The 25754-nt window shown below is 51.9% G+C and carries 16 protein-coding genes; 11 read left to right on the top strand and 5 right to left on the bottom strand.

Translation table 11 applies throughout. The annotated features are described in order from the left end of the window. Positions 1-6 precede the first annotated feature (6 nt). Positions 7-1524 carry a phytoene desaturase family protein gene (locus J3P35_RS11830; RefSeq protein ID WP_246850186.1) on the top strand — a complete coding sequence of 506 codons (1518 nt, stop codon included), beginning with the start codon at positions 7-9 and terminating at the stop codon, positions 1522-1524. Here the strand turns inward: J3P35_RS11830 and J3P35_RS11835 are convergent. Beyond that, positions 1513-3489 carry a tetratricopeptide repeat-containing sensor histidine kinase gene (locus tag J3P35_RS11835; protein ID WP_210464802.1) on the bottom strand — a complete coding sequence of 659 codons (1977 nt, stop codon included), beginning with the start codon at positions 3487-3489 and terminating at the stop codon, positions 1513-1515. The two genes, J3P35_RS11830 and J3P35_RS11835, sit on opposite strands and share 12 nt — an antisense overlap. Before the next feature lie 209 nt (positions 3490-3698). On the opposite strand from J3P35_RS11835, the gene J3P35_RS11840 reads away from it, so the two are divergent. Both J3P35_RS11840 and J3P35_RS11845 read left to right on the top strand, forming a co-directional pair. Beyond that, positions 3699-4601, top strand: coding sequence for an SDR family oxidoreductase (locus J3P35_RS11840; RefSeq protein WP_246850188.1), 903 nt, complete (start codon positions 3699-3701; stop codon positions 4599-4601). A 3-nt stretch (positions 4602-4604) separates the two neighbouring features. After that, on the top strand, positions 4605-5057 hold the full coding sequence (locus tag J3P35_RS11845; RefSeq protein ID WP_210464803.1) for a type II toxin-antitoxin system RatA family toxin: 453 nt from the start codon (positions 4605-4607) through the stop codon (positions 5055-5057). Positions 5058-5112: 55 nt separating this feature from the next. Here the strand turns inward: J3P35_RS11845 and J3P35_RS11850 are convergent, their stop codons facing one another. Both J3P35_RS11850 and J3P35_RS11855 read right to left on the bottom strand, forming a co-directional pair. Further along, the gene (locus tag J3P35_RS11850) at positions 5113-7380 is read right to left on the bottom strand and encodes a S46 family peptidase (RefSeq protein ID WP_210464804.1); all 2268 of its coding nucleotides are present in this window, start codon (positions 7378-7380) and stop codon (positions 5113-5115) included. A gap of 255 nt (positions 7381-7635) precedes the next feature. Further along, complete coding sequence (locus tag J3P35_RS11855) at positions 7636-8073, bottom strand: YkvA family protein (protein WP_210464805.1); 438 nt, start codon at positions 8071-8073, stop codon at positions 7636-7638. Between the two features lie 321 nt (positions 8074-8394). On the opposite strand from J3P35_RS11855, the gene J3P35_RS11860 reads away from it, so the two are divergent. Together J3P35_RS11860 and J3P35_RS11865 are read left to right on the top strand one after the other, a co-directional pair. Then, complete coding sequence (locus J3P35_RS11860) at positions 8395-9162, top strand: hypothetical protein (protein ID WP_210464806.1); 768 nt, start codon at positions 8395-8397, stop codon at positions 9160-9162. 95 nt (positions 9163-9257) lie between these two features. Beyond that, positions 9258-9782 (top strand): DinB family protein, encoded by a 525-nt coding sequence (locus J3P35_RS11865; RefSeq protein ID WP_210464807.1) that lies wholly within the window; start codon positions 9258-9260, stop codon positions 9780-9782. Positions 9783-9925: 143 nt separating this feature from the next. Here the strand turns inward: J3P35_RS11865 and J3P35_RS11870 are convergent, their stop codons facing one another. Then, the gene (locus J3P35_RS11870) at positions 9926-11224 is read right to left on the bottom strand and encodes a PhoH family protein (RefSeq protein WP_246850190.1); all 1299 of its coding nucleotides are present in this window, start codon (positions 11222-11224) and stop codon (positions 9926-9928) included. 303 nt (positions 11225-11527) lie between these two features. Here J3P35_RS11870 and J3P35_RS11875 point away from each other — a divergent pair, with 303 nt between their 5' ends. Further along, a complete protein-coding gene (locus J3P35_RS11875) occupies positions 11528-11962 on the top strand; it encodes a toxin-antitoxin system YwqK family antitoxin (RefSeq protein WP_210464809.1) in 435 nt (144 codons plus the stop codon). Between the two features lie 52 nt (positions 11963-12014). After that, on the top strand, positions 12015-12509 hold the full coding sequence (locus J3P35_RS11880; RefSeq protein ID WP_210464810.1) for a toxin-antitoxin system YwqK family antitoxin: 495 nt from the start codon (positions 12015-12017) through the stop codon (positions 12507-12509). Positions 12510-13047: 538 nt separating this feature from the next. On the opposite strand, the gene J3P35_RS11885 is transcribed toward J3P35_RS11880, so the two are convergent. Next, a complete protein-coding gene (locus J3P35_RS11885; protein ID WP_210464811.1) occupies positions 13048-14334 on the bottom strand; it encodes a citrate synthase in 1287 nt (428 codons plus the stop codon). Positions 14335-14888: 554 nt separating this feature from the next. Here J3P35_RS11885 and J3P35_RS11890 point away from each other — a divergent pair. The 4 genes from J3P35_RS11890 (at position 14889) to treY (ending at position 25684) form a co-directional block, all read left to right on the top strand. Then, the gene (locus tag J3P35_RS11890; protein ID WP_210464812.1) at positions 14889-16541 is read left to right on the top strand and encodes an NADP-dependent glyceraldehyde-3-phosphate dehydrogenase; all 1653 of its coding nucleotides are present in this window, start codon (positions 14889-14891) and stop codon (positions 16539-16541) included. A 317-nt stretch (positions 16542-16858) separates the two neighbouring features. After that, complete coding sequence (glgX, locus tag J3P35_RS11895; protein WP_210464813.1) at positions 16859-19003, top strand: glycogen debranching protein GlgX; 2145 nt, start codon at positions 16859-16861, stop codon at positions 19001-19003. Then, a complete protein-coding gene (treZ, locus tag J3P35_RS11900) occupies positions 19000-20838 on the top strand; it encodes a malto-oligosyltrehalose trehalohydrolase (protein WP_210464814.1) in 1839 nt (612 codons plus the stop codon). Before glgX ends, treZ begins: the two co-directional genes overlap by 4 nt. 613 nt (positions 20839-21451) lie before the next feature. Then, positions 21452-25684, top strand: coding sequence for a malto-oligosyltrehalose synthase (gene treY, locus J3P35_RS11905; protein ID WP_210464815.1), 4233 nt, complete (start codon positions 21452-21454; stop codon positions 25682-25684). Positions 25685-25754 lie beyond the last annotated feature (70 nt).

The following is a 25754-nucleotide window of genomic DNA, read 5'->3' on the forward strand; positions in this document are numbered from 1 at the left end:
ACTAACTTGATTTGGTTCATGCTGTACATGGAGGCAAAACACGTTCAGGTAGCGGTAATCGGCTCGGGTTTCGGGGGGCTCACAGCGGCGGCTCTCCTGGCGAAGGCAGGTCTGCAGGTAGCGGTCTTGGAGCAGAACAATTATCCGGGCGGCTGTGCCTCTTCTTACAAACGAAAAGGTTACTGGTTTGAGACCGGCGCTACCACCTTGGTGGGGCTTGATGAACACATGCCGGTGCGGTATCTGGCAGACCAACTTAATCTTTCGTTGCCACTCATCCCGTTGGAGGTTCCCATGCAGGTGCGCCTCACAGACGGAACACTAATCACCCGGTTTCAAAATCTGGAGGAATGGATTAAAGAAGCGGAGCGAGTATTCGGGGAGAAAGGACAGCGGGGTTTTTGGGAAACCTGCTACGGCATCAGCCAGAAAGTGTGGCGCACCTCTTTGCGGCAGTTAAGCTTTCCGTTCAGTTCCTTTTCAGACTTGTGGCAGGCTGCTAAATCTGTCCGGTGGGAACAATTAGGTTTGGTGCCGATGGCTTTCCAGAACATGCGGGACCTCCTAGATAAGTACGGTCTCCTGCAGAATGCCCGGTTCGTAGAATTTGTAGACCAGCAGTTGCTCATTACGGCCCAGAACTACCACCCCGAGGTAAATGTTCTCTTCGGGGCCACCGCTTTATGTTACACCCAATATAGCAACTATTATCTGCCAGGTGGGTTGCGCCAGCTGAATGAACACGTGGTGCAATACCTGGAGCAGCAGAATGGCCAAATGCTTTACCGCCGCCTGGTCAAACAAATCACCCCTCAAACTGAAAAGGGATACCTCATTGACACCGACAAAGGACCTTTATTTGCCGAGTTCCTGGTTTGTGGAGTTCCATTGAACAACGTGAGCGCCCTTTTCCAAAGTGAAATGGTAAAGCAGAAGCTAAACAGACATTTACTGCCGGCAGAGCAAATCAATGGGGCTGTTACATGGGGTATTGTCTTTGACAGGTCCAGTCAAATGCCAAGTGTGTTGCACCACCAGTTACATGTACCCGGAGGGGTGCCTTATCTCCAAAGCAAAAGCATCTTCGTCAGCCTCAGTCACCCCGATGATTTACAACGGGCTCCCGAAGGCATGTGTGTGGCTTCCGTCAGTACGCATGTGCCTAACCCGCCGGAAAACTGGGTGAACCAGAAAAAGGAACTAGAGCATTGGGTTGTTCAATTCCTCGCCAGCCAGGGATTTTTTACGCAGGAGCAGGTAAGATTTGTGCAGGCCGCAACGCCCGGTGCCTGGATTGAGTGGACCGGAAGAGAGTGGGGCCAGGTAGGAGGGTATCCGCAGTACCAGCGCATCAAGCCTTGGCAGATGAAGGACGCGCGGTTAGATGGCCATAAAGCCTACGTCTGCGGAGATACGGTTTACCCGGGGCAGGGCATCCCCGGGGTTTGCCTAAGCGGAATTATTGGAGCCCATAAGCTTCTAAGGGACCATTTTGGTAGTGCAGTTAAGAAACTACACCAGTGATTCTTCTTCCTCCGGCGAAGGAGAGAAGGCCTCGGCGTGTTCCAGCACCTGGTAGGCAGGCACGGTGAAATGGAACTGGGAACCCACGCCTTCTTCGCTTTCCACCCAGATCTCTCCGCCATTCTTCTCAATAAATTCCTTACAGAGCATAAGGCCCAGGCCGTTGCCTTTTTCGTTGGCGGTGCCTTTCTCCTTGAAGTTATTCGCCCCGAAAAGTTTCAACTGGTTTTGCGGGCTTATACCCACGCCGCAGTCTTTCACCGTCACCACCAGTTGGTCTTCGTCCAAATGTTCTGCGAAAACCTCTACTACAGCACCGGAATGGCAGAATTTAATGGAGTTAGAGATGAGATTTCTGAACACCAGCTTCAGGGTTTCTTCATCTACTAGAGCCCAAAGATCCTGCGAAACATTGTTCTGGAGGATAATGCCTTTTTTCTCCGCCTGTGGGCGCAATAATTTGATGTTCTGCTCTACCAGTTCGTGCAATTGCAGGGGTTCTGGCTCCAGGTTCACGCCTTTCATCTGGGTTTTGGCCCAAACCAGTAAGTTGTCCAGAAGGCTCAAAGTGTTTTGCTGCTGGGTGTCAAGTTCCTTCACAAAGCGGTCCAGCTTCTCTGGGGGCAGTTTACCCATGGCCAGCAGTTGCAAAAGCGATTGCAAAGAAATGAGGGGGCTTCTTAAATCATGCGCAATGATGGAAAAGAGGATGTCTTTCTGGTGGTTTATTTTTTCTAGTTCTTCTTTTTGCTGCTGAATGTCCTGGTTTTTCTCCAGTATAACTAGGTTGAAGTCTGATAACTGCTCATTGGTGATTTTTGCTCTGCGGCGGCCTTTGAAGAAGACGTAAGCCAAGGCAAGTGCCATCAAAAGTAAAATACCCGTGGCGTATTGGATGAGCCCTTTCTGAACCAACTTTTCTTTCTGCAATTCCTGCTCCACCCGCAGACGGTGATTCTCGGCCTCTTTTTTCTCCAGCTCGTATTTGGCGTGCATCTCTGCCTGGGCCTCGTTTTGTTGACGGTTATAAAGGCTGTCTTTGTAGGCCGTATGCAGCGTAAGGTAACGATGCGCCAAAGGGAAATTCTTCTGCGCCAGGTATACTTCGTTCAAAAGCAATGACGCTTCCTGTACACCTTCCGGGGAAGGCACCTGCTGCGATATCTTCAGGCTTTTCAGGCCCAGGTTGGCGGCTTGGGAATAATCCTTACTTTGCAGGTAAATACGGGCCAGGCACCGGTAGATGTATATTTTGTTTATCTCATTGCGGGTTTGCTCGCTTATTTCCAATGAATTATACAGATGGTCCAGGGCTTTCTTTTTCTGCCCTAAAAGGAAATAAATGTTCCCCAGGTTCAGGTCACTGAGTGCCTGGTCATATTTGTCACCCTCTGCTTTGTTGATCTCCTTTACCTGCAGGTAATAGTCCAGCGCCTTCTCAGGTTGCTCCATGAGTTCATAAGTGGCGCCAATGTTGTTCAGCGAAGTACTGATAGTGCGCCGCCGGTTAATGCGCCGCCCTATATTGAGGGCTTTCTGGAAAAACGCCAGGGACTCCTTATAGTTCTGCTGCCCCCGGTGGATGTTGCCCAGCGCATTATAGCTGGAGGCCATGCCGATGGAATCATGCAGGTCTTCCCGGATTTTAAGGGCTTTGTAGGTGAACTCAGACGCCTTGATGAGGTTGTTGAGCCAGTAATGGCCAATACTGATGTTGTTGTAAGCTGCACCCAGCTGTTTCTGGTCATTGATCTGCTGGGCAAGATCGGCGGCCTTCTGCCCGTAGAGGATGGCTTGTTGGGGATCTACCTCGCGGTAATACTCACTTATCTTGTTAAAGAGCTCTACTTTTTTCTGCGGCGTAGTGGCCCTGTTGAGCTCCTGCATGAGAACCACCGGAGACCTACCCAGAAGGGGGAACGCAGCCAGAATGAACCACAAAAAAAGGAAGTATAATTTTTTCATTACATTCACGGCTTGGCCAAAAACTCTCAAGCGATTGTCCGGACAGTTTAGGTAAACTGTAAAACTTTTGAAATACTTAGTTTTAAGTATTCTGGCGCAGCGCAGGGCACCTTTTTAGGTGCAATTTTTTCTTTTGATAAATATATTATTTTTCAAACTAATTCTAAAGCAGGACAGAAATATTATCTTTCCAACTTAGATATTCATGTATGGGTACATATTCAGAACCAATGCTCCGGGATGGGGCGCTAAACGGCAAAACTATCATTATTACCGGGGGCGGAACCGGCCTGGGTAAGTCTATGGGAATCTACTTTCTGCAACTGGGGGCCAACCTGGTCATCACCAGCCGCAAAATGGAGGTTTTGGAGAAAACGGCCCGGGAAATGGAGGAGCAGACCGGCGGCCAGGTGCTGCCTGTTGCCTGCGATGTGCGCAAGCCGCTGGAAGTGGACGCCATGCTGAAAGCCACCCTGGACAGGTTCGGGGCGGTACATGGTTTGCTGAATAACGCCGCCGGTAATTTCATCAGCCCCACAGAGAGATTGTCACCCAAAGCCTTTGACGTGATCGTGGATATCGTCCTGAAAGGCAGCTACAACTGTACGCTCACCTTAGGTAAACATTGGATTGATAAACAACAGCCCGGTACCATCCTCAACATCGTAACAACTTACGCCTGGACCGGCTCAGGGTATGTGGTGCCCTCGGCAACGGCCAAGGCTGGCGTGCTGGCCATGACGCGCTCCCTGGCGGCAGAGTGGGCCAAGTACGGCATCAGGTCCAACGCCATCGCGCCGGGACCGTTCCCCACGGAGGGTGCCTGGAGCCGCCTTTTCCCCGAGGCCTTGGCTAAGAAACTGGATCCTTTGAACCGAATCCCGGTGAAGCGCTACGGCGAGCACCAGGAACTGGCGAACCTGGCGGCTTACCTTATCTCAGATTACTCGGCGTATGTGAACGGTGAGGTGGTCACCATTGACGGCGGCGAGTGGCTTTACGGCGGCGGTGAGTTCAACTACCTGGATCAGGTCCCACATGAGATGTGGGATACCATTGAACAGATGGTGCGCGGCAAAAAAACAGACGCCAGACAAGACAGCAAAGAGTAGCCTATGCCCACCCTGGAAGGCTCTGTTTTGGTGAAAAGCGCACCTGAGGAATTGTTCTGGTTCTCGCAGGATTATGACCAGCGGCTGCTTTGGGACAAATACCTGGGCGTGGCCCGGCTGGAACATGGCGCCACGCAGGCAGCCAAAGGAGTGGAGGCCTATTGTGAGAGCCAAAAAGGAATTGGCATGACCGTGCGCTACATCAGTTTTCATCCACCCACGCAAGTGGCCATGGAAATGACTAAAGGTCCCTGGCTGTTCAAAAAGTTTTCTGGTAGCTGGCGTTTTAAGCTTAAAAGTAAAGAACTTACCAGGGTTTACTTTAGGTATAACTTCCAAGTGAAGTTTGCGGCTTTTGTATTGAACCCTTTGATCAACTGGCTCCTCCGGGCGGATATTAATAATCGCTTGAACTACTTTAAAGATGCTGTAGAATCAGGAGTATTGCAGGCATAAAAAAAAGCCCGGAGCATTTCCGGGCTTTTTTGTTAAAAACAGGGTGAAAGCAGCATTAGTCAGCTTTTACCTTCAGCTTCTTTTTATTCTTCTCCTGCTTAACTTTGATCTTGGTGTTCGCTCTTCCTTGTAAAGGAGCAGCAGCCTGCGGACCGTTGTTCACTAGGGTCATTTCCTTTACCAAGTGACCCGCTCCGGCAAATTTGTCTACGATGAACAGGAAGTAGCGCGCGTCCATGCTGATGTTTCTCACGCGATCAGGGTCATACATAATGTCAGACATGGTGCCTTCCCAGTTGCGGTCAAAGTTGGTGCCAATGAGCTCGCCGCGGGCGTTGATCACCGGGGAGCCGGAGTTACCGCCCGTGGTGTGGTTAGAGGCGATAAAAGCCACCGGCATCTGGCCGTTCATTCCGTACTGTCCGTAGTCTTTCTTCTGATAGAGTTCTTTCAATTTGGCGGGCACCTTGTAGTCAGGGATGATGGGGTCCTCTTTTTCAATGATGCCTTCCAGGGTGGTGTAGTAGTCATAGGTCACGCCATCGGCGGGTTTATAGGTGTCTACCTGGCCGTAGGAGACGCGCAGGGTGAGGTTGGCGTCTGGGTAGAACTTCCGGTCTTTCTGCATCTCCCGCAGCCCTTGCAGGTAAGTGCGGTTTAGCAGGGTGTTCTGGTCATTGAGAGCGGTGTAGGTAGGCAGTACTTTGGTCCTGTAAACGGTAGCGAAGCCATTGAGCAACTGCACAGCCGGGTCAGCCAGCAATTTGGCCTGGAGCTGGGTTGGGGAGAGCTTCAGAAGGCTCTGCACTTTTTCTTCCGAGGCCAAGTTGGTGTTGGCGTACACGTAATCGGCGTAAGCCGCCCAGTTGCCTTTGTACTGTTTGGTCAGGGTCTGCAGCACCTCGGGTTGGAACTGGGCCTCCAGGTCGTTGACGTACAGCTGCAGCAGGGCGGTGAACACTTTCTTATCGGTGGGCAGGTTGTAGTTCTTGAAGAAGCCTGCGGCTCCTTTGCTTAGTTTGTCTATCTGCTCCTGGGCATCAGATTTGGTTTCCGGGGTTCCCTGCAGGCTGGCAGCCAGGTTCAGGTAGCTTTGGGCGTAGTTTAGCAATTCCACGCCTAAAACAGCCTCGTTGAAATAGTCGCGCGCCAGGGTAATGCCTTTGGCCAGCGTAGCGTAGTTCTGCTCAAACTGTGGCATTACCTGGCTGTAGGTGGCTTTGCGGCCGGTTTCCTGCGCTACCCAGTTGGCGAACTGTCTTTCCAGCTCCTGCTTTTTAGCGATGGCGTTCAGCTTGCGCAAGCCGCGCATCTCCCCAATCCATTTCTTGTGGGCATTGCTCACGCTGGCGTATTTGGCCGCGTACTGGATGCGCACCCTTGGATCGGCTTTCATGTCCTGGTCCAGGATACCCAGCTTCACCGTGCGGATTTTCACCTTGGCCGGATCAGAGATTTCCGCGATCTCGCGCACGGCCTGGGAGGGAAGGTACTCGGTGGTACGGCCCGGAAACCCGAAAACCATAGTGAAATCGCCCTCCTGGATACCGGCCAGGGAAATAGGCAAGTGGTGTTTGGGCACGTAAGGTTTGTTGTTGGGCGAGTACGCGGCTGGCTTGTTATCGAGGCCGGCGTAGATGCGGAACAGGGAGAAGTCACCCGTGTGGCGGGGCCACATCCAGTTGTCGGTATCGCCCCCGAACTTTCCGATGCTTTCGGGCGGAGCGCCTACCAACCGAATGTCTTTGAAGGTCTCGGTCACATACATGTAGTACTCGTTGCCGTAGAAGAACGGGCGGATGATGGCATCATAGTGCGTGCCCGCGGTGGTCTGGGCCTGCACCTTTTTGATGTTGGCCTGCACCCGCTTCTCGCGCTCGGCCTCCGATAGTCCGGCCGGGATATCGACCAGAATCTGTTTGGTCACGTCTTCCATGCGCACGATGAAAGTGGCGGTGAGGCCCGGATTGGGTTTCTCCTGGTCTTTGGTCATGGCCCAGAAACCGTTGGTGAGCAGATCGTTCTCCACGGAACTGTGCGACTGGATCTGGCCGTAGCCGCAATGGTGGTTTGTGAGCAGGAGTCCCTGGTTGGAGATGATCTCCCCGGTACAGCCGGCGCCAAACTGCACAATGGCGTCTTTCAGGCTGGATTTGTTTACGCTGTAGATGTCCTCGGCAGAAAGGCGCATGCCTTTTTTCTGCATATCAGCTTCGTTAAGCTGCTTGAGCAACATAGGCAGCCACATGCCCTCATCGGCGTAAGCCGAGAGCGAGCTAAGGGCCAGCATTACCCAAAGACAGAGTTGTTTGCGGTTAAACATACGTTAGTTTTAAATTGAGAAAGTCAAAAGTACGAAGAAGTATCAAGCAAGTATCATGTACCTCGTATCATGTATCACGATGATTGTATTGTTGAAAAAAGGGTTGGGGGAAGGAAATAGGCATGTAGGTTTCAATAACCTTGATCAATTAAAAAACAATGGCTGCGTTCCAGGACTGTTTTCTTATAAACAGACCTGGAACGCAGCCATTAATTTAAAAAGTCGTGCTACGTGATACGCGCTACATGATACTCCTTAGGAATGTCCCACGCCTACGGTGCCTTCTTCCCACACCTGGAACTTCTCCAACTCTTCCTGGAAAGCGGAGATAAACCAGGCCATCAGGCTGAGGTCATCAGCAAAACCGATGATGGGAATAAAATCAGGTACCAGGTCCAGTGGGGTCACCAGGTACAGGAGCACGGCCACACCCAACAGCAGCGTTTTGGAACTGACCTCACGGTAAGAGCCGTTGTAATAGGCTTTCACCAGGCGCACCAGCCGCTGCCCAATGGCTTTGATCTGGTCTATACCGCTTTCTGAACTGTTGGCATCGGTGAGTTTCTCGTAGGCGGTGGTGAGCAGCATGCCAATCTTCACCGGTTTTCTCATGATACCCGATGCTTTGGAGATCATGTATTTGAAAAAGGGGTTGTTGAATATCTTCAAGCCTTTGTCTGCAAGTGAATTCATTTTTCTAGGTGGTTTTGGTTCATAGTTTTGGCGGTTATACGTTCCCACCCCGAGGATAGATATAGGAGTGCTATTTAAGCCTGTGTTTAAGGAAAATAGCTGTGAACCAAGGTTGATTTGTTCAGTTAAATAGAAAAGTAATATTTTTGGTTTTAAGAATTATAGCTAAGCCAAGAAAAGTTGTTTTTCCGGTAAGAATGATTGTCCGGCTTTTGCCACGCTTCTGTGGTATAAGCCGGATATCTCTTTGGTGATTTACCACTTTGAACCAATCTGATTACACATAACCGATCTTCCACTGGCTTGAATAGGTCCTTTACCATGAAAAAACGTTTGCTCTTGGCTGTTTTCAGCCTTTTTGTTCTGCAGGTTAATGCCCAAAAGTTATTAGTTACCCCGTATGTCTTAGGACTGGTGGACGATTATAACGGAAGGAACTGGATTAAAGAGGACCCAGAGGAAAGTACGGTTGTGGACAAATTCCATAATACGGAGATCAAGCTGGTAACTTTCCTTGATTCCCTCATTACCGCCGAAAACAAGAAGACCTATAACAAAATCCTGTTCACCAATGTGAAATGGGAAAAGCCGGATTGCTATTACTGCCAGGATTTCAGAAGAATTTACGCCAAGCGGCTGGTGGAGCAGATGAACGAGGCCTATTCCTTTAAGTGGAAAGACCAGGTAGATGCAAAGCAGCAGAAGATCTACCAGGGTGTGCTGAAACCCAAAGCCTTTGAGACAAACCAGGAAAAATGCTCTTTCCTGGCCGGGGCCTTTGTGCGGTACGGTGTCTTTGAGGAAGACCAGTACACCTTTTTACTTGCAAACACCAACAGCAAGTATGACGCCATCATCAGGGAACTGAAGGCGCTTAAGTGTAACATCAAGGATTTTAGCCAAAAAGGCGAGGACCCCGTAATCCAGAAAGTGTCCTTTGTTCCCACCCGCGAACTCAAAGCCTATTTAGACAAGCAGGAAAGGATACGGGTAGATATCCTGAGAAGGAAAAACAAATTGGCCACCGACCGCAATAAGGAGCAGCCAGGTACTGATCTGTTTTCAACCCAGGAAAACAACCAGAATTAGCCAGTAGGTTTGAAAAGCCTTATGACAAGGCCCTATTGCTTGTTAATTAGCCATGGTCTTACTTACTTAGTTCTCCATACCAAATACTGCAGACTATGATTCCAAGACCCAAACCCGGCGAGTATAACGAGTATTTCTCTAAATACATCCAGCACATTCCTGACCAGGCCAATATCCTGGAGGTGCTTCAAAAACAGCGGCAGGAGGTGGAGCAGTTGTTTGGACGCGTGAGTGAGGGCGAGGCAAGTTTCGCCTATGAGCCCGGAAAATGGTCGGTGAAGGAGTTACTGGGCCACATGGTTGATACGGAGCGCATCATGGCCTACCGAGCACTGTGTATTGCCCGGGGCGAACAGAAACCATTGCCAGGTTTTGAAGAAAATGATTACGTAGCCAACGCATTTTTCAGTGAGCGGTCGCTCAATAATATTCTGGACGAGTACAATACCGTGCGGGAGGCCACCCTCTCCCTGTTAAGGTCTTTGCCAGCAGCTAGCTTTTCCAGGTTAGGTAACGCCAACGGTAGCCCTATCACTCCCTCGGCCCTGGCCTTCATCATTGCCGGTCATGAGCGCCACCACATGAACATCCTCAAAGAGCGGTACCTGGTTAAGTTGTAATATTGTTGATTGTTAATTGCTGATTGTTACCTAAGCGGTAGGTCACTGAAATAAGAGAAATCCCTTTTGGAGCTGTTTTAAAGACAACGGCTCCAAAAGGGATTTACTTTATGTGATCCATCAACAATCAGCAATCAACAATTCTAAAGAAGCTGATTAGCCAGGTTGGCCAGTTCAGAGCGCTCACCACGTTGCAGGGTTACGTGCGCGTATAGGGGGTGGTTCTTCACTTTGTCTATTAAATAGGAGAGACCGTTGCTCTGGCTGTCCAGGTAGGGCGTGTCTATCTGGTAGATATCGCCAGTGAAGATGATCTTGGTGTTTTCGCCGGCCCGGGAGATAATGGTTTTGATCTCGTGCGGAGTCAGGTTCTGGGCCTCGTCTACAATAAAGATGATGTTAGACAAACTCCGGCCCCTGATATAAGCCAGCGGCGTGATCACCAGGCGGTCATCCTCCACCATTTCCTTTATGCGGTTGCTTTCCTTGCTGTGCTCAGGAAACTGGTTCTGGATAAACTTGAGGTTGTCCCAGAGCGGCTCCATGTAGGGCCCAATCTTGGAGTTCACATCGCCGGGCAGGAAACCCAGGTCACGGTTGCTAAGCGGGATGATGGGGCGGGCCAGGTAAATCTGCCGGTACACTTCCCGCTGTTCCAGGGCGCCGGCCAGGGCCAGCAAAGTTTTGCCTGTTCCGGCCACCCCCTGGATAGACACTAGTTTAATCTCGGGGTGCAGGATAGCGTGAAGAGCAAACGTCTGCTCGGCGTTGCGGGGTTTAATGCCCACGGCATGGGGCTTATCTACGCGTTCCAGAATACGGTCTTCTGGATTGTAGTATGCTAAGGCAGAAGATTTTGCGCTGCGCAAAATAAAGTAATGGTTGTCTTTGGGCGGATTGGGCAGTGCTTCCTCCACCGGACACTCACCCTCTTCGTACAGCTTGGTGATGACGGAGTGCGGAATATCTTCCACCAGGTCATTACCCCGGTATAAGTTGGTCACGTTCTGGATCTTGCCCGTCTCGTAATCCTCGGCTGATAGGTTCAGGGCCCGGGCCTTGAGCCGGAGGTTGATGTCCTTCGTTACCAGGGTAACCCGGTGGTCGGGCATCTCGTGCTGCAAGGCCAGGGTGGCGTTCAGGATCTTGTGGTCGGCTTTGTCTTCGTTGAAGATTTTCTCGGCGTCAATGGGTGACCCGTTGCCCATGAGTACCTTGAACCGGCCCTTGTTGGTACCCTCCAGCGGAATCCATGACTGAAGCATGTGCTGCGAGGAGAGAGTGTCAATGTAGCGGATGAACTCCCGCGCCTCAAAGTTCTTGATGTCATTCCCTTTTTTAAAATTGTCCAGTTCCTCCAGCACCGTGATAGGGATGGCCACATCATGCTCCCCAAAATGCTCCACGGCACTATGGTCATACAGGATGACCGATGTGTCCAAAACAAAGGCTTTTTTCTGTTTCGTTGCCTCACCAGCCGACTTGGCGGCTCGTTTACGGGGTTTACTAACTGTCTGCACACGAACGGATTTAGAAGTGGAAGAATAACCATGCAAAGACGCACGTCCTTGATACCTAAGATGGCGATTATTTCGTTTTAAAATAGATAATTTGAAGATTAAATTTTAAGCCTGGATTCTTTTTTGTAAAGCTTCTTCTAACCCCAACTGATGATGGAAAAAGCGAAAAGACACCTATATCTTACTCCCAGAACCTGGTTGCCATTTGCTCTGGTGCTGGGAATTATGTCCCTCAGCCAACCGGCCCAAGCCTGGCCCTGGACCTGGAACCGCTATGATGCCAAACAACTGAAAAACGGGCGCTGGCGGGCTTTCCATGATTATGAAGAGAAAATCCTACATTACAAAGGCAGGTACCGGCACGGAAAAGAAGTAGGTGTCTGGAAGACGTACACCGCTGATGGCAAGCTTTACTTCACTGAGAAGATCAAGCGGCGGAACAAGAGTTATAAAACGGTATATTACCACCCCAACGGCAAGGTCTCACACCGGGGCATGGCTTACCTGCGGGATGCTGAAAGCGGCGGGGTGCATTTCTATTGGGAAGGTGACTGGGAGTACTTTGATCTGGATGGACGGCCGCTGGGAGTGAAAACCTTTGTGAAAGGCAATCCCACCACAGATTCACCGGTGCTTGGCAGCGTGAGAAAACAAAAATAGGTTCACCTAAACCACCAGAAATAAATCGTTTAAAGGCTAAAACTTCTGATCTGTGCAAATTCTACGACCAAGAATCAAAGTACTAGTGATCTGTGTCTTTTCGCTGGTTCCTTTGGTAAGCAACGGTTTTACATGGCCCTGGAAATGGAACCAAGTAAATAAAGATGGAATACGGAAGGGGAAATGGCGCGCCTATTATGACCATAAACCCGATCAGCTCATGTACACCGGGCGGTTCAAAAACGGGCAGGAGAAAGGTACCTGGAAAACCTATTCACAAGACGGCAAACTGGAGCGCCTGGAGAAGTACGAGCCCAAACTCAAGCGGATCAAAACCACCTTTTACCATCCCAACGGTAAAGTCTCACACCAGGGACTTGCTTACCTTTTCGAGGAAAACAACCTCCTCATGTACAAATGGCACGGCAACTGGGAATATTATGATTCCACCGGCGCGTTCCGGGGCTGGATTGCTTACCAACGGGGAAAGGCAATGTCTCCGCAACCCATCTCAGGCAAAAGGATAGTTCCAGGAGGAGTAGAATAAGGCTTTCCTGTCCAGCTTAGCGAAGAGGACAGTTTATGGCGTACTCTCGGAAAAATAGCCCCGCAACTAGTTACAGGACATTTCCCTAACCAGACAATTTCCTTAATAGACCTTCTCTTCTTTGCCATCTTGAAAGGAACTTGTGGGCGAACTGTATTTATCGTCGGCAAAAGGATTCGCCTTTCTTTGGCTTAGGAAAATTTCCCTCCTTGTAGGGCAGGGGTGGGTTCCGTCATTAGCCGTTGGCACATTCGTGTTTCTTGGAAAAACAAATTTAAGCTGTTTTTACGAAAACTACCCCAAAACGGAAAGCCTGCCAATTAGCAATGTCTTTGCTGTTCTTGGTCTTCGTGCCTGCTCTTTGAATTAAGAAAGCCTATTTTGAGGCTGCCCCTTCACTGAAGTTGCAAACTTCAGCCCATGGTAGGTCCAAGTTGGAAACTTGGACCAGAGATTTATTTAAGATAACAGGAAACTCCCATAAAAGGAGAAGGTCAGGCAAATTGTCTGACCTTCTCCTTTTAAGTTTATTAAATGTCTAGCGTTCGTTAACCGGCGTGTAGTCACGGGCCGGAGCACCGGTATACACCTGACGTGGACGACCGATGGGCTCTTTGGCTTCACGCATCTCTTTCCACTGGGCGATCCAGCCAGGGAGACGACCTAGGGCGAACATCACGGTGAACATCTCGGTTGGGATACCAATGGCGCGGTAGATGATTCCAGAGTAAAAGTCAACGTTAGGGTACAGCTTGCGCTCCACAAAGTAAGGATCAGTCAGGGCGGCTTGCTCCAGTTCCATCGCAATGCTCAGGATAGGGTCATTGATGCCCAGGGCAGTCAATACCTCATCGGCGGTTTTCTTGATGATGGTCGCGCGTGGATCAAAGTTCTTGTACACGCGGTGCCCGAAGCCCATCAAACGGAACGGATCGTTTTTGTCTTTGGCTTTCTCAATGTACTTCTTGGAATCACCACCATCGGCTTTGATGGCCTCCAGCATTTCAATTACAGCCTGGTTTGCACCGCCATGAAGTGGTCCCCAAAGGGCGCTAATACCGGCAGATACTGATGAGTAAAGGCTGGCGTGGGCCGAGCCTACCAGGCGCACGGTAGAGGTAGAGCAGTTCTGCTCGTGGTCGGCGTGCAGGATCAACAGCTTGTTCAAGGCATCCACTACCACTGGGTTGATCTCGTACTCCTCGGTTGGGTACGCGAACATCATGTGCAGGAAGTTAGAACAGTAGTCCAGCTTGTTTTTAGGGTAGTTTACCGGGTGACCTACAGAGTTCTTGTAAGACCAGGCCGCAATGGTAGAAAGCTTGGCCATTAAACGGATAATGGTCAGGTCAATCTCTTCTTTGCTCTGGTTTGATTTAACAGACTCTGGGTAAAACGCGGTAAGGGAGCTTACCAGGGCAGAAAGGATACCCATGGGGTGCGCCGTGGAAGGGAAGCCGTCAAGGATCTTCCGCATGTCCTCGTTTACCAGCGTATGAACTTTGATCTGATTTGCGAACGTGTCTAATTCTACCTGAGAAGGCAGTTTGCCGTAGATCAGCAGGTAGGCCACTTCAATAAAAGAAGATTTCTCTGCCAGTTGCTCTATAGGGTACCCTCTGTACCGAAGTATGCCTTCCTCACCGTCCAGAAATGTGATGGCACTCTCTGTGGCACCGGTGTTTTTGTAACCAGAGTCAAGGGTGATGTAACCAGTTTGCGCGCGTAAAGCATTAATATCAATGGCCTTCTCGTTCTCAGTGCCCGTTACTACCGGGAACTGGTACGATTTGCCCTCAAGCGTTAGTTCAGCAAAATCAGACATATTACTTCTTTAAGTGTGTGTTTAGTTAGGTTGTTGCGCCTCGCGGCGAAGTTAGCCAAAAGAGCCATAAAATGAAAAGTGTTATGCAGTACCTACTTCTTTTCAAAAATCGCCTGTTACACACCTTTTACCCGGTATTTACACTACCTGTTGTCTTACTTTGAGACAGTGCAATTAACCTGGTATACAGTGCCCTTGCAGCGATAATGGACCCTTTGGAAGTATTAATTAAGACTTGAAATTAAACGGCGTCAATATAGAGACAGCTACTGTTTTACTCCAATAAATTTTACAGTTTTTTTACCTGCGGCACCCCTTTTCCGTTACGTCTCTGCTAAGGAAAATTTTGTTGTAAAATTGTCAAACAAACAACTGTTAGGGCTTTTTGCGTTTGAAATAATTTATTTAAAATCTGTTTTAATTAAAAAATGTAAAAAAATGGCTCATGTAATTAAAAAATGGCAAATTTTAAATTTATGTTTTGAGGCTATTTCTATAATGCATAAGATTGGAAAATCAGCTTGATGTTAAACGAGTCTCTAGACCCAATCTTAATGGAAGTAAAAGACAAAATCCAACCGGTTACCGCAGACCTTCTCAAGTCCATTTTCGTGGCGGAAACAGAGGTTCCAGCAGAGTTCGCCTTACCCGGTGAGGTCCACCAGAAAGAGTATCTTTCTAATGGTTTCATGAAGGCCTGGGACGGTCCGGCACATGAGGTGTATTCACCCGTGGCCCTGGCCCAGCCAGACGGCACTTACGCCCGCAAACTCATTGGCACTTACCCCGTGTGTACTGAGAAGGAAGCCCTGGAGGCGCTTGACGCAGCCGTAGCGGCCTATGACAACGGGCGCGGGGCTTGGCCTACCATGGGAGTGGACGGACGCATTAAATGCGTAGAGCGTTTTACCCAGAAAATGATTGCCCAGAAAGACATAATAGTCAAGCTGATCATGTGGGAGATAGGCAAATCCTACGCCGACTCGGTGAAAGAGTTTGACCGCACTGTGGAGTACATCTACGCCACCATTGACGCCCTCAAGAACCTGGATCGCCAGAGTTCCCGCTTCGAGATTGAGCAGGGCATTGTGGCGCAGGTACGCCGCTCACCCTTGGGTGTGGTGCTGTGCATGGGCCCTTTCAACTACCCGTTAAACGAGACCTTCACCACGTTGATCCCGGCGCTCATCATGGGTAACACCATCCTTTTCAAACCACCTAAGCACGGGACGTTGCTGTTCTATCCTCTGCTGGAGGCCTTCCGTGATAGCTTCCCCGAAGGTGTGGTGAACACCATCTACGGCCGGGGGCACGCCATTGTGCCGGCCTTGATGCAATCAGGTAAAGTGAACGTGCTCACGCTCATCGGGAGCAGCAAGGTAGCCGATGAACTAAAGAAGCTGCACCCAAAAGTAAACCGTTTACGCGCCATTCTGGGATTAGACGCCAAAAACGCCGCCATCATCACCCAGCACGCTGACATAAAGCTGGCGGTGGAAGAGACGGTTCTGGGGGCCTTGTCTTTCAACGGGCAGCGCTGCACGGCTCTGAAGATCGCGTTCGTGCACCGGTCCAAAGTAGACGCGTTCCTGGAACTGCTTACCCAGGCCGTGAGCAATTTGAAATATGGCATGCCCTGGGAAAAGGGCGTTTCCCTGACTCCGCTTCCCGAGCCGCACAAACCCGCCTACTTGCAAGAGTGCATTGACGATGCCGTGGCCCATGGCGCCAAAGTAGTGAACCCGGGCGGCGGCACCGCTTTTGAGTCTTTTGTGTACCCGGCTATCCTGTACCCGGTGAAGGAAAAGATGAAACTCTATCGCGAGGAGCAGTTCGGGCCCATCATTCCGGTGGTGGCTTTTGACGAACTGGAGGAACCTATCCAATATTTAATAGAGTCTACCCATGGTCAGCAGGTGAGCGTCTTCAGCCAGGATGCCTCAGAAATTGCTTCGCTAATTGATCCATTGGTGAACCAGGTAAGCCGCGTGAACATCAATTGCCAATGCCAGCGCGGGCCGGACACCTTCCCGTTCACCGGCCGCAAAGACTCCGCCGAGGGTACCCTATCAGTGGTGGATGCACTAAGGTCCTTCTCCATCAGGTCATTGGTGGCCACCAAGTTCAATGAGAACAACAAGCAGCTGTTAAACCAGATCGTGAGCGAGGAGCAGTCCAACTTCCTAAGCACCAAGTTTATCTTTTAGCCTGTTTTAGGCCCATTTTACTGAAAACAGCCTCAAAGCCACCCCGGATTATCCAGGGTGGCTTCTTTTTTTTGCCCTTTTCCAATGGAGAAGCTATACATTTTTTAAGGTTCAATTTTTCTCTATTCTGCGTTGGGTAAACTGTTGTGAATGAGGGTTAAAAGTAGGGACTGGGGTATCCGTATAAATATCTGAACTTATACATAATTGAATATTTCCATGCTTTGGGTGTAGACCTGGCCTTGGTTTATGCGTAGACGGTACGCGAGTAAAACAAACCCATTGTTCTGCCAATCCATTTACTTGACCCAAAATCTATGAACATCATTACCTATCCGGGAAAGCCTTTCCCATTAGGAGCCACCTATGACGGAGAAGGTGTCAACTTTGCTTTGTATGCCCATAACGCCATCGGGGTAGAATTATGCCTCTTTGATTCCCCAGACGCTCCAAAGGAATCTGCCCGACTGAAAATGGAAGAGCGTTCTTACGAGGTGTGGCATACCTACGTGCCGGAACTGAAACCGGGCCAACTGTACGGGTACCGCGTTTACGGAGCCTATGAGCCTGAAGAAGGCCACCGATTCAACCCCAATAAGCTGCTGATTGACCCTTACGCCAAAGCCATTTCTGGTACCATCAACTGGCACGAGTCTCTGTTCGGGTATAAGTTCGGGCACGAGGATGAAGACCTCAGCTACGGTGACCTAGACAGTGCGCCTTATATCCCAAAATCGGTGGTGATTGACCCTTTCTTTGATTGGGAAGATGACACCCCGCCCAAAATAGCTTACCATAAATCCATCATCTACGAAGCGCACGTTAAGGGCTTCACTCAAACCCACCCTGACATTCCGGAGGAGATCAGGGGAACCTACGCGGGAATTGCCCACCCAGTGACCATTCAGTACCTGCTGGATCTGGGCGTGACAGCCATTGAGTTGCTGCCCGTGCACCACTTCGTGACCGATTGGTACCTGCTTGATAAAGGCCTCACCAATTACTGGGGCTACAATACCATAGGGTTTTTCGCGCCCGATGTGCGGTACTCCAGCAGTGGGGTTCTGGGCCAGCAGGTTATTGAGTTCAAGAACATGGTTAAAGCCCTCCACAAAGCGGGTATCGAGGTGATCCTGGATGTGGTGTACAACCACACGGGTGAAGGTAACGAGCGTGGGCCAACCTTGTCTTTCAAGGGAATTGACAATGCTTCTTATTACCGCCTGGTAGATGACAACCAGCGGTATTACATGGACTACACCGGCACCGGCAACACCCTCAACGCCAACCTGCCCAGCGTGCTGCGCCTGATCATGGACAGTCTCCGCTACTGGATTCTGGACATGCACGTAGACGGTTTCCGTTTTGACCTGGCTTCGGCGCTGGCCCGTGAACTGCACGCTGTGGACCGGTTGAGCTCCTTCTTTGACATCATCCACCAGGACCCGGTGATCTCGCAGGTGAAACTAATTGCTGAGCCCTGGGATGTGGGTGAAGGCGGATACCAGGTGGGTAACTTTCCGCCGGGCTGGACCGAATGGAACGGTAAGTACCGTGACTGCATGCGCGATTTCTGGCGCGGTGAGGAAAGTATGCTGGCTGAGTTCGCTAACCGGTTCACCGGCTCCTCAGACCTGTACTATGATGACTACCGCCGCCCCACCGCCAGTATCAACTTCATCACTGCCCATGACGGCTTCACGCTGCATGACCTGGTTTCCTATAATGAGAAGCACAACGAGGCCAACGGCGAAGACAATAAAGACGGCGATGACCATAACCGTTCCTGGAACTGCGGGGTAGAAGGCCCCACCGATGACCAGTGGATCATTGACCTGAGAAACCGCCAGAAGCGGAATTTCCTGGCTACCATGTTCCTTTCGCAGGGTGTGCCCATGATGGTAGCCGGCGATGAATTAGGCCGCACCCAGGGCGGGAACAACAACGCCTATTGCCAGGACAACGAAATTTCGTGGTTGAATTGGGCCGGGGCAGACAAACAGCTTCTGGAGTTCTCCAAAAAGCTCATCCATTTTCGCAAGAACCACCCGGTGTTCAGACGCCGCCGCTGGTTCCAGGGGCGGGCTATTAAAGGGCAGGGGGTAGAGGACATTGCCTGGTTCCTGCCTACCGGCGATGAAATGTCTTATGAGCATTGGGAGCAGGACCACGCCAAATCGTTGGCGGTTTACCTCAACGGCCGGGGCGTGCATTCCCGCGGACCCAAAGGCGAGGTGGTGTTAGATGACTCCTTCTTCGTGATCTTCAATGCCTACCATGACTCCATTGTGTTTCACGCGCCTAGTGAAAAATACGGCGAGAAATGGACCGTAGTGCTGGATACTTTCCGCGACCAGGTAGAACCCGAAGAACCCATTACGTATAAGGCCGGTGAGTCTTTCTACGTGGAAGGCCGCTCTGTCTTAGTATTGAAGAACCCTATTTTTCATAATCCTGAATGAATAAAATAGACGTCAGCAAAAGAACCCTGGGTGTTACCTTTAATCCCCAGGGGCTCGCCGAAATACTGGTGTGGGCACCCAAAGCCGAGCAGGTGGAGATATGCCTGAACAACGGAAACACCATCATTCCGCTGCGCAAAGGCGAATTTGGCTACTGGTACGAAACCACCGACCAGGTGGAGCCCGGCGACACCTATAAATTCAGGATAGACGAAGACCAGGAATACCCAGACCCGGCCTCTTTGTCCCAACCCGAAAGCGTGCACGGTCCGTCCCAGGCCGTTGATGTAGACAAGTTCAAGTGGACGGATGACCAATGGAAAAACCTGCCCCTGGAAGAGTACGTCATGTACGAGCTGCACACGGGCACTTTCTCGCCAGACGGCACCTTTGCCGGGCTGGAGCAGAAGCTGGACTACCTCAAAGAACTGGGGGTAAATGCTATTGAGATCATGCCGGTGGCGCAGTTCCCCGGAGACCGTAACTGGGGCTATGACGGGGTTTTCCCGTATGCCGCCCAAAACACCTACGGCGGACCTAAAGGCTTGCAGCACCTGGTAGACGTTTGCCACCAGAAAGGCTTTGCCGTGGTGCTGGACGTGGTGTACAACCACATGGGCCCCGAGGGCAACTACCTGGGCGTGTACGGCCACTACTTCACCGACAAATACAACACCCCGTGGGGACCGGCCCTCAACTTTGACGATGCCTGGTGCGATGGCGTACGCCGCTATTTCACCGAGAATCTCCTGATGTGGTTCCGGGACTTCCATATTGATGCCGTGCGCATGGATGCCGTGCACGCCATCAAAGACTTCAGCCCGAACCACATTCTGCGGGAGATGAAGCAGCACGTCAATCAACTCATGGAGGAAACCGGCCGCAACCATTACATGATTGTGGAGCTGGACCTTAATGACACCCGCTTCATCAATCCGCTGGAACAACAAGGCTTCGGCATGGATGCCCAATGGATTGACGAGTTCCACCACGCCCTGCGCGTGACCATCACCGGTGAGCAGACCGGCTATTACTCAGACTTCTCGGGCATCAGCCACCTGGCCAAAGCCTACCAGGACGCCTACGTTTTTGACGGCCAGTTCTCAGAGCACCGGATGAAAACGTTTGGGATCAAGGCCGAGAACAACCCCGGCAGGCAGTTCGTGGTGTTCACCCAGAACCACGACCACGTGGGTAACCGCATGATGGGCGAGCGCCTGGGTGCCCTGGTGAGCTTTGAAATGCAGAAACTGGCTGCCGGGGCCGTGCTCCTGAGCCCGTACCTTCCCATGCTCTGGATGGGCGAGGAGTACGCAGAACCTAATCCGTTCCAATACTTCGTGAGCCACACCGATCCGGATTTGGCCGAAGCCGTGCGTAAAGGCCGCAAAGCCGAGTTCGCCGCTTTCCACGCCGAGGGCGAAGCCCCGGACCCTATGGCCGAGACAACGTTCAACAACTCCAAGCTGCAATGGGACCTGGTACAGCAGGAGCCACACCAAACCCTGTTCCGCTACTACCAGACCCTCCTGCGCCTGCGCCGCGAACTGCCCGCCCTGAAAAACCTGGACCGCAAAGCCGTGCAAGCCGAGGCCAACGAATCCCAGAAAACCCTGATTCTCCAGCGCGGTCAAGGCAGCCAGCAAGTCATCGCCTTGATGAACTTCTCCCAGCAGCCACAGAAAGTGACCCTGCCTATAGGAGCCAAAAACCTGCAACTGGTGCTAGACTCCGCTTCCCCGGAATGGAATGGCCCGCAAGTTGCTGAGGCATCGGTAGCCGTTGGAGCAGAAGTGACCCTGCAACCGGAGAGTTTGGTCTTATACCAAGCCTAAATCATTTCCGGCCTGTTTTCTCTAAAACAGGCCGGAAATATACCCTACTTCAAGTTTGAGCGCATCGGTAACTTGGAGTACTCATGACCGCCAGTTTGAAACTGGCGAAACACGTGATCAGGTATTGCACTAGGCCAGTTACAAACTGGCATCATTGGCAGCCACAAGTTACCGCTACGCTCAAACTTGCGGCATATCCGGTGTACCGGCCTTAAAGTTGTTTTTGGCCAGTTTCAAATAAAACAGGCTAGAAATGATACCAAAGTCAAAGGAACGTGGAGACAAGGCACTGCCTTGTCTCCACGTTTGCAAGGGATTTTTCCAAGTGTAATGTCCACCGCTGGCGCGAGCTTCCAGCTCGTGCCTTCTACAGGTGAATTAACTTTTTAACCAATGCCGCTTCAGGAATGCGTGCGGACACGAGCTGGAAGCTCGCGCCAGCGAAAAAGTTTATTAAAGAGTAAATAAATATCTTTTTAGTACCACATTTTTAGGTTGTTCACCGTAAAACGGCCCTAAAACACAGATCAACAAAGGCCATTCAGTCGTGAATGCCATTCGGTGTGAGAAATTTCCAGATCTCCCCATTTCCAAATTTTCAAATAGAGAACCTATGCATAACCCTGTCGCGACATATCGCTTGCAGTTTCATAAGGAGTTCACCTTTCAGGACTTTGAGCGCATTATACCATATCTGCAGAAGCTGGGGGTAAGCACCATCTATGCTTCGCCCATTTTTGAGGCTACTCCGGGCAGTACCCACGGGTATGATGGGGTGAATCCGCACCGCATCAACCCCGAGATCGGGACTGAGGAAGAGCTAAAGACGGTGGCCGGGGCCCTGAAAGAGCAAGGGGTGAGTTGGCTGCAGGACATCGTGCCGAATCATATGGCCTATCATCCCAACAATCCCTGGCTCATGGATGTGCTGGAGAAAGGCCCGTTAAGCCAGTACCATAAATTCTTTGACATCGGCTGGACCAGCTCAGTGTACAACGGGCGCGTGATGGTGCCGTTCCTAGGCGGCAAGCTGGAGGAAGTGATCCAAAACGGTGAGCTGAAGGTAGCCTTTGACGAGGCGCAGCAGCGGCTGGTGCTCAAGTACTATGACAGCGCCTATCCGCTGAACCTGAAATCCTATGAGACCATTCTGCGCGGAGAAGGCGAGCCTAACCAGGCCATCTCGCAGTTGCTGGATAAACTGGAGCAGATCCACCAGACCGAAGAGCCGGTTAGCCTGGCTTTGAAGTGGGAGGAGTTCCGCCAGCAATTGGTGTCTCTGATGAAGAACGAAGTGGTGCAGGCATCGGTAGAGGCAAGCTTGCAGGGTATTAATGATAAACCGGAGCGCGTTCAGCAGTTGGCCGAAGAACAGGTGTACCAGCTCTGCCACTGGCAGGAAACCGATTACCAGATCAACTTCCGGCGGTTCTTTACGGTGAACGGGCTCATCTGCCTCAACATCCAGGACCCCGACGTTTTCACCACCTACCACCAGTACATCAAGCAACTGCAGGACGAAGGCGTGTTCCAGGGCTTGCGCATTGACCACGTAGACGGTCTGTATGACCCTACCGGGTACCTGCGGCAACTGCGCGAGCTGGCCGGCGAGGAAACCTACATTGCGGTAGAGAAGATCCTGGAGCCGGGTGAACCCATGCCTAAGCAGTGGCCCATCCAGGGAAACACCGGCTATGATTTCCTTTCGTTCGTGAACAACCTGTTTACTTACAAACCCGGTCAGGAAGCCTTTGACCAGCTGTACCACCAACTGGTAGGCGAGGGGGCCGAGGTGCAGGAGCAGATCCATGAGAAGAAAGCCTATATCCTGAACGAGAACATGCGCGGTGAGCGCGAGAACCTGTACAGGTACTTCCTGGAGCAGCGCCTGGTAGACGATGAGGTCCTGAGCAGCGTGGAGCCGGAAACCCTTAAAAACGCAATAGGCGAGTTCCTGATCCAGTGCCCGGTGTACCGCTACTACGGAAACCAGATGCCGCTGGACGGCGAAGAAGCCGAGGCCGTACAGCTGATCTTCAACCAAATCAGGGAAAGTAAACCAGAAATGGTAGGGGCCGTGGAGCTGCTGGAAAGAGCTTTGCTGGGCGCTGCCCCCGAAGGCGAAGATGATACCTACCTGGAGCGCGCACAGAAATTCTACCAGCGCCTCATGCAGTTCAGCGGTCCGCTCATGGCCAAAGGGGTGGAAGACACCATTATGTACACCTACAACCGCTTCATCGGGCACAATGAGGTGGGAGATTCACCGGAGGCGTTCGGCACCAGCGCAGAGGAGTTCCACCAGATCATGCAGGACCGTCAGGCCAACTGGCCGCTGTCTATGAACGGAACCTCTACCCATGACACCAAGCGCGGCGAAGACGTGCGCGCCCGCCTGAACGTGCTCACCGAACTGGCCGAGGAATGGACCTCCGCCGTGCAGGAATGGCGCGAACTTAACGCCGACCTGAAGCAGAACGACGCCCCTACCGTGAACGATGAATACCTTATCTACCAGACCTTGCTGGGCGCGTACCCCATGCCGGGCCAGGACGAAGATGACTTTGAGAACCGCGTGCAGGAGTATCTGCAGAAAGCCCTGCGCGAAGCCAAGGTCAATTCCAACTGGACCACGCCCAACGAGGAATACGAAGCCGCAACCAAGGCTTTCGCCGTAAACCTGCTGGACAAGAGCCGTCCGTTTTGGGCCAGTTTTGAGAAATTCAGAACTAAAACCACCGACTTCGGCATTGTCAATTCCCTGAGCCAGGTGCTGCTCAAGTTCACCGCACCGGGCATCCCGGATGTGTACCAGGGCACCGAGCTGTGGGACTTCAGCTTGGTAGACCCAGACAACCGCCGCCCGGTAGACTACGAAAAGCGCCAGGCCTGGCTAGAAGACCTGGACAGCACCGATCTTCGCCGCCTGGAAGCCCTTTGGGAAGACCTCTGGGAGAACCGCTATGATGCCCGCATCAAGCTGTGGCTTACCCGTACGCTCTTCACCGAGCGTAAGAACAACGCCGATCTTTTCGCCAAGGGCAAATACCTGCCGCTGGCCGTGGAGGGCGAATACAAAGACCACGTGCTGGCCTTCGCGCGGCAGCACTTGCGTACCTGGTACGTGGTGGCGGTGCCGTTGCACCTGGCGGCGCTGGCCAAAAAGCAAGGCGTAGAAACTCTGCAGGACATTGACTGGAAAGACACCAAGGTGATTATTCCGGAAGACGCGCCCAAAGACTGGCAGGACACCTTCATCAAAAACAACGGCAACTACGCGCATGAACTTAGCGTGGCCGATCTGTTCGGTATTTTCCCGCTGGCCTTGCTCAAACTGCAGGCGCAGAACGAGCGCGGCGCGGGTATCCTGCTGCACATCACCTCGCTGCCCTCAGCGTTCGGGATTGGCGACATGGGACCGGAGGCGCGTAAATTCGCCGATTTCCTGCAGGCCAGCAACCAGAAGTACTGGCAGTTGTTGCCGCTCAACCCCATAGAGGCCGGGCAGGGCTACTCGCCGTACAGCTCCATCTCCAGCCGGGCGGGTAATCCATTGCTCATCAGTCCGGTATTGCTGGCCAAAGAAGGCTTGCTGAACGAGGCAGACCTGAGCCAACACCACTTGCCGCAAACGGGCAACGTGGACTATGTGCAGGCCCAGCGCGTGAAAGACGAGCTGCTGGAGCAAGCCTGGCAGACCTTCAAGTCCGGCGATTTCCCTACGCTGCAGCAGCAGTTCATTGACTATTGCGGCACCGAGGCCAGCTGGCTCCATGACTTCGCTCTGTACGTGCTCCTGAAAGAGCAGAACGGCGGCAGTGCCTGGTTCCAGTGGGCCGAGGAATACAAGCAACGCGACCCTGCCGCGCTGGAGAAACTGGCCCAGGACAACGCCGATGCGGTAGACAAGATTAAGTGGGTGCAGTTCATCTTCAACAAACAATGGAAGCGCCTGCGCACATACTGCAACAACCGCGGCATCCAGATGTTTGGCGACATGCCGTTCTACATCAGCTATGACAGCGTAGACGTGTGGGGCAACCGCGAGATCTTCGCCATTGACGAGGAAGGCCAGATGACGGGCGTGGCGGGCGTACCACCAGATGATTTCTCAGAAGACGGGCAGCTCTGGGGTATGCCGGTCTTCAAGTGGGAGGTACTCAAAGAGCAGGACTACGCCTGGTGGATAGGGCGTTTGCGCAAGAACATGGAGCTGTTTGACCTGGTGCGGCTGGATCACTTCCGGGCCTTCGCCGATTTCTGGGAAGTGCCCGCCGGGGAAACCACGGCTAAGCAAGGCGAGTGGAAACTGGGACCGGGTGCCGATTTCTTCACCTTTGTGCAGAAAGAGCTGGGCAGCCTGCCGTTCATTGCCGAGGACCTGGGCGAGATCAACGACCTGGTGCTGAAACTGCGCGATGATTTCAACCTGCCGGGCATGAAGATCCTGCAATTCGCGTGGGGTGACGAGATGCCGCAGAACGCCTACATGCCGCACAACTACGCCCGCAACTTCATCGCCTACACCGGTACCCACGACAACAACACCACCCTGGGCTGGTACCGCAACGAAGGCAAGGAGTACCACCAGCAGATTGAGCACTACGTGGGCCGCGAACTGAGCGAAGACGATATCTGGTGGGTTTTCGCCCGCCTGGCCTACGCCTCGGTAGCTAAAACGGCCATCCTGCCGCTGCAAGACGTGCTAGGTATTGACGAGGTGGGCCGCATGAACACCCCAGGCAAAGGTGAAGGCAATTGGGGGTGGCGCCTGATACCCGGCCAGATCAACAAGCAAACTGAGGATCAGCTGCGGGAATGGACCAAGTTGTATAACCGGGATTAAGCTTTAGATTAGTACTTAAAAAGTAAAGCCATGGGAGCGATGCTTCCATGGCTTTTTATATATTTAACAC

This window comes from Rufibacter roseolus, from assembly GCF_017916365.1.
In the GTDB taxonomy this organism is placed as follows: domain Bacteria; phylum Bacteroidota; class Bacteroidia; order Cytophagales; family Hymenobacteraceae; genus Nibribacter; species Nibribacter roseolus.